Below are 4,747 nucleotides of genomic sequence, written 5' to 3' on the forward strand. Positions count from 1 at the left end.
GTGCGGCCGTTGAAGGCCGCACAGCCAGACGCCGCGCTTGTTTTAAGGGCTTGTTCGATTGCGACAGGGCGCCACAGCGCGCCCTACGCAATGCGCTTACAGGTAGACCAGCGAGATCGTGGCGCTGCCATTCAGGTCAATGGCCGTGCTGGTCGGCAGGGCGGCGGCGCGGTTGATCGTCGGGGTGACGGTAAGCGAGCCGGCTACCGAAGCGATCGCTGCCGGCGTGGCGCCGGCGCCCGGCGAACCCAGGAAGAACGCATAGGTGTAGTTGGGGCTGATGAACTGCCGCTGAATGGCCTCGGCGGACCAAGCGCGCTTGTCAGCGCTGTAGAGCACGGTGGCCTTGCTGTCGTCGGCTTGGACGTCGCCTTCCTTGAAGCCGAACATGTAGCCGCCGATAGGAATCTGCGTGTCGTCCGGACCGGCAACGGAGCCGAGGCCGAAGATGAACGGGTCGCCGATGGTGGCGTTGTTTGAGCCCCACGCATTGATGTTCAACGAGGCCTTCAGAACTTTGCTGCTGGCGCGGTTGTCTACCACGTGCAGGCCCACGCGCGTCTTGCCGTTGCAGGTGATGTTCAGGCCGATGGTCTTGGAATCCAGTTTGGTGCCGTCGTGAGCGAGTGAGTTGAATGCGTGCTCACCGAAATTCAGTATTCCCCCGCCAGCCAATTCAAGGTTGCACGAAGGCGGGGTGATGCGGCCGATGATTGTCAGGTCGGCGGTGGGAGCAGCTTGAGCCGAGGCGGCGATCAAAAAGCTTGCGGCGAGGAGGCAACGAAGGGCGGGCAGAGGGCGTACCGAGTGATTCATGACTATCCAATTTCTGATGGGACAAAGGAATCACTCTAGGAGACGGATGCCTTTTAGGATATAGGCATGCGCCTAATCTTCATTACAGTTGCGTAAACGGCTGCGTTACTATTTGTCCACGTTGGTTTTTCGCTCAACGAGAAGCAGTGGAAAATCTGGGCTCAACCGGGGAATTCCATATTGTCAGCATCCCATTTCTATCCGTTGCGTATCGCAATCCTGGATGACCATCCGGTAGTGCGGGCTGGCGTGTCAGCCTACCTGTCACAGAACCGGAACGTTTTTGTCATCGGTGAATTCGAGACCAGCCGGGACATGATTCTGGCGCTTGCGAATCAATCCGTCGACGTGCTGTTGATCGACTATTCGCTGGGTCCGGCCGAGGTTGACGGCATTTCGCTGATCAAAATGTTGCGCATCAAGTTTCCCGACGCGCGCATCTTGGTGTTCTCCGCGCTCTACGACCCCGCCACGGTTGCGTTGGCCTTGCGTTCCGGTGCGCACGGCTTTGTGGGCAAGGGCGGGCGCGAAGAGGAAATCGTGCTGGCGCTGCAGAAGGTGGCTGCGGGCGGTACCTACTGCGATCCCCAGATGACGTATCTGCTGTCTGGCGCAAGCACCGAGCAGATCGAGCCCTTGGCGGGCGGCACGGCTTCGGGCGACACAACCTTGTCCGCGTCGATAAGCGGCCTGCTGGATGGCGCATCGTTGTCTGGTCGTGAGCGTGAAGTGATTCGCTGCTTGCTCGCGGGCATGACGATTTCTGACATTGCGATCAAGTTTGGCCGGAGCCCCAAAACCATCAGTGCGCAAAAAGGCACCGCCTATCGCAAACTGGGCGTTACGACGGACAACGGCTTGTTCAAGCTGTGCGGGGTTTTGTAAGACCCGGGCTTATCGGCATGGATGGCGAACAGCCACGTGCTATCGATCCACCAATTCAAGCTGTAAGGTCGCCGACCATTCTGTCTGGTCCGCGACGCGGATGTCGGCATCGCCCACTTCGGGGTTCAACGCGACCTGGGCGGTAAGACTGCGTCCGGCGCGGCCGTTCTCCAACATCACGGTGTCGCCGGGACGCAGGGCGATGCGGGGTTGGGCGCCATGGGGCGCGTCCGGGTTGATCACTTGGGTTTCGTGGCCGTCAATCCGGACGTGGCTGAGCATGACGTGCAACGCACCGTTGCCGGCGAACTTCGCGGCGCCGTGATGCCCCGCGGCGGCATTCAAGCGCAGTGCGATGGGGCGCGCGGTGGGGCAATTGACGGTCAGGGGCACTAAGCGCGGCTCAAGCTGATAGCGCTGGTTGCCATCCAGACGCAACTGTCCAGCCGTGAAGCTGCCGTAGTCGATGGTGGCTTGGCCGAATGACACCATGCAGCCCGCTGTCGCCGCTACGGCTGCTCCGCGCGTCATGGGCGCTGAGTGCGGCGCCTGCGCCGCGGCAGGGGTGGTCCAGGCGGCGGTTGCCAGCATCGCTGCCAGCACCAGCGCGGACCGGCACGATCGAAAGAGATGAGGGGGGGCAAGAGTCATGGTGTCCTTTTGCGCTAGGCAAGACGGGGGGCTTCTACGGGGTGCATGTCGCACTGGCGCGTTCGTACAACGCGTTCAGGTCTGGCGTATCGGCGATGTCGAATTCGAGCGTGCATGACGCCTCTTCCGATGGCGACACGCTGAACGGCGTGGCGCCCGCGAGCATGTCGGGCAGGAATATCTGGCCGCCGCTGCCCACCAACGTGACGAATACGCCGTTGGCGTCCAGCACGGCTGCGCCCTTGGGCACCGGCGTGCCGTCAGCGTAGGTGGCGGTCACGAGCGCGCGGCGAACCCTGACTACCGTGAAGTCTACGGCCGATACCGACCCGCGCGCCGGATCCAGGCTGTAGCGTCCGTTGATCAAGTCCACATTGCGCGCGAGCGATGCCGTGGCGACCTGGATCTGCCCGTTACGGTACGCCGGCAGCGACGGGATGACGGCCCGGCCCCAGGGGTCGGTCCATACGTTGCCGGCCGGCGTGCTCAGGCGGACGCCCGACAGGCCACCCACGGAAGCGATGGCGAACGTGTCCTGGACGCGGTAGGGCGAAAAGCTCATGCCCTGCGCGTGCCCAACCAGTCCGCCTCGCATGCGCGCGGAATGGCTGTAGCCGCCCTTGAAGCTGCTGGCCGCCAGGTTCAGCTGTGTAAAGGCTGAATTGACGCCGACCGAACCGGAATAGCTGGTCTGGCCGTGCGAACCGGAATTGGCCGCCAGGGTGTAGCTGCTTTGCTCGCTGATGGCGCCGCCGGTATTGACGCCATAGCTCATGCCGTTGTCCTGCCGCTGCATCGATGCGCTGACGCTCTGCTTACCCAACGGCAAGCTCAGGTTGAGGTACATCAGATCGCCCTGGTTGCGGTGGCTGGAACCCATGTCACGCTCGAACGACAGCGACAGGCTGGTTCGACCGAAGCTCTTGCCCCAACTGAAAATGCCGCGACGCGACAAGTGGCCGCGCGTGCTCTGGGATTCGCTGACATTCATGCTGAAGCCGCCCAGCGTGGATCCGTTCCAGCCCAACCCTGCGCTGATCTGCTGCTTGATGCGGTCTTCGCGAAGATTCGGGTACCACTGCGTACCGTTCACCGGCCTGCTGGCGTAGTCCAGCACTTCGCTGTAGCCGTCCGTGCGACGCAGCAGCGACAGGTTCGAAGACACGCCCGGCAGCACTTGCGCCGAGACCGATATGATGTGCTGAGCCCCGCTGCGTCCCGTATGGGAATTTTGCGAGAAAGTGCTCTGTGCGCTGGTCTGGATGTTGCCGGGCAGAGCCAAGTCCGTGCGGGCCCCGAGCGAGCGATAGTCCTGTGTCAGCAATAATCCGGCCGCGACATTGGCGCGCTTGCCCACCGCGATACCGTATTCCGCCGCCGCGACCGGCCGGGAGTCGCCACCCGCCCCGCCAGTTTGGCGCAGCATGCCCAGGCCGCCGGTGAATCCGGTGGCTGCGCCAACGCGGTCCACCTGCAACGCCGCCGCGGGCACGTAGAACACGCGCTCTTCACCCGAGGCTTCGTGGATGACGACCTCAAGGTCTTGCGTCAACGACCGGGGCAGTACATCGGTCATGGTGAACGGGCCGGGGGGCACGATGGCGGACGCCAGCGGAATACCGTTCTGCCGAACTTCGACGCGGGCCTGAGTGTGGGCGATGCCGCTGATGGGCGGGCCTCCACGATCGTTGCTTTGTAGCGCGGTTTCCGGAAACAGCTGCATGCCGTTGATCGGCACGCCGGCAAACAGCGCGCCTCGCAAATTGATTTGGCCCGCTTGTAAAGTGGTGTGCCACGTGGAAAATGTACGTTGCGCGTAAGCATCGACGTGGTTCCACGTCGACTTCCCGCCGCTATTGGAATAGCTGCTGTTGCTGCGCAGGATCCAGTCGTTCACGTTCAGGCCCACTTCGGTGTAAGCCTGCAGATAATTCGACCTGCCGCCGATATGGCGCGTCTGGCTCGACAGGACGTCGTAGTTCAGGATGGCGGCGCGGCCCCCCGACTGATACGTTGTGGTGGCGGCGGTTCTGTTCATGGCGCCTGGCGGCGCGACGATGTCCACGGCCATGCGCTCGGGCTGTAGCGCGATGGTGGTAGTTGGCCATGTCTGAAGAAATGCGTCAGGGCAGGTTTGCGAGTCCGCGGCTTGTGCTTCGGGCACCTTCAGCTCGGCCAAGGTTAGCAGTTCCGGAGTCAGGCAGAGCGTGCCGCCGGCATCGAATGTGGCGACAGCGCGGCCCACGTTGCGCCCGTTGACGCTCACGTGCACGGTGTGTTGGCCTGGCAGGAATTGCGGCCCGTTCTTGAAGTGTGAGGCGATGGCCGGATTCAAGCCGCGGCTTTTCAGGGTTTCAAGGTCGAACCCGCCGCACCGGGCTGCGCGATGGCAGCC

At 63.0% G+C, this 4,747-nt stretch carries 4 protein-coding genes; 1 reads left to right on the plus strand and 3 read right to left on the minus strand.

What is annotated here, in order from left to right; translation table 11 throughout:
- Positions 1 to 96: 96 nt before the first annotated feature.
- On the minus strand, positions 97 to 759 hold the full coding sequence (locus ACE04A_RS29775; protein ID WP_279995042.1) for a DUF1120 domain-containing protein: 663 nt from the start codon (positions 757 to 759) through the stop codon (positions 97 to 99).
- Between the two features lie 237 nt (positions 760 to 996).
- Here ACE04A_RS29775 and ACE04A_RS29780 point away from each other — a divergent pair, with 237 nt between their 5' ends.
- Positions 997 to 1,701: a response regulator gene (locus ACE04A_RS29780; protein ID WP_279995041.1), complete on the plus strand. Its 705-nt coding sequence runs from the start codon at positions 997 to 999 to the stop codon at positions 1,699 to 1,701.
- A gap of 39 nt (positions 1,702 to 1,740) precedes the next feature.
- On the opposite strand, the gene ACE04A_RS29785 is transcribed toward ACE04A_RS29780, so the two are convergent.
- A complete protein-coding gene (locus tag ACE04A_RS29785) occupies positions 1,741 to 2,352 on the minus strand; it encodes a DUF1120 domain-containing protein (RefSeq protein WP_448718197.1) in 612 nt (203 codons plus the stop codon).
- Between the two features lie 34 nt (positions 2,353 to 2,386).
- Positions 2,387 to 4,747, minus strand: a 2,361-nt coding sequence (locus ACE04A_RS29790) for a fimbria/pilus outer membrane usher protein (protein WP_485820805.1), incomplete at its 5' end; no start/stop codon positions are given.

Source organism: Achromobacter colocynthidis (assembly GCF_057334535.1).

Excerpts from the sequence above, each read along its gene's own strand:
- ACE04A_RS29785 (WP_448718197.1), bottom strand. The coding sequence starts at position 2,352 with ATGACTCTTGCCCCCCCTCATCTCTTTCGATCGTGCCGGTCCGCGCTG.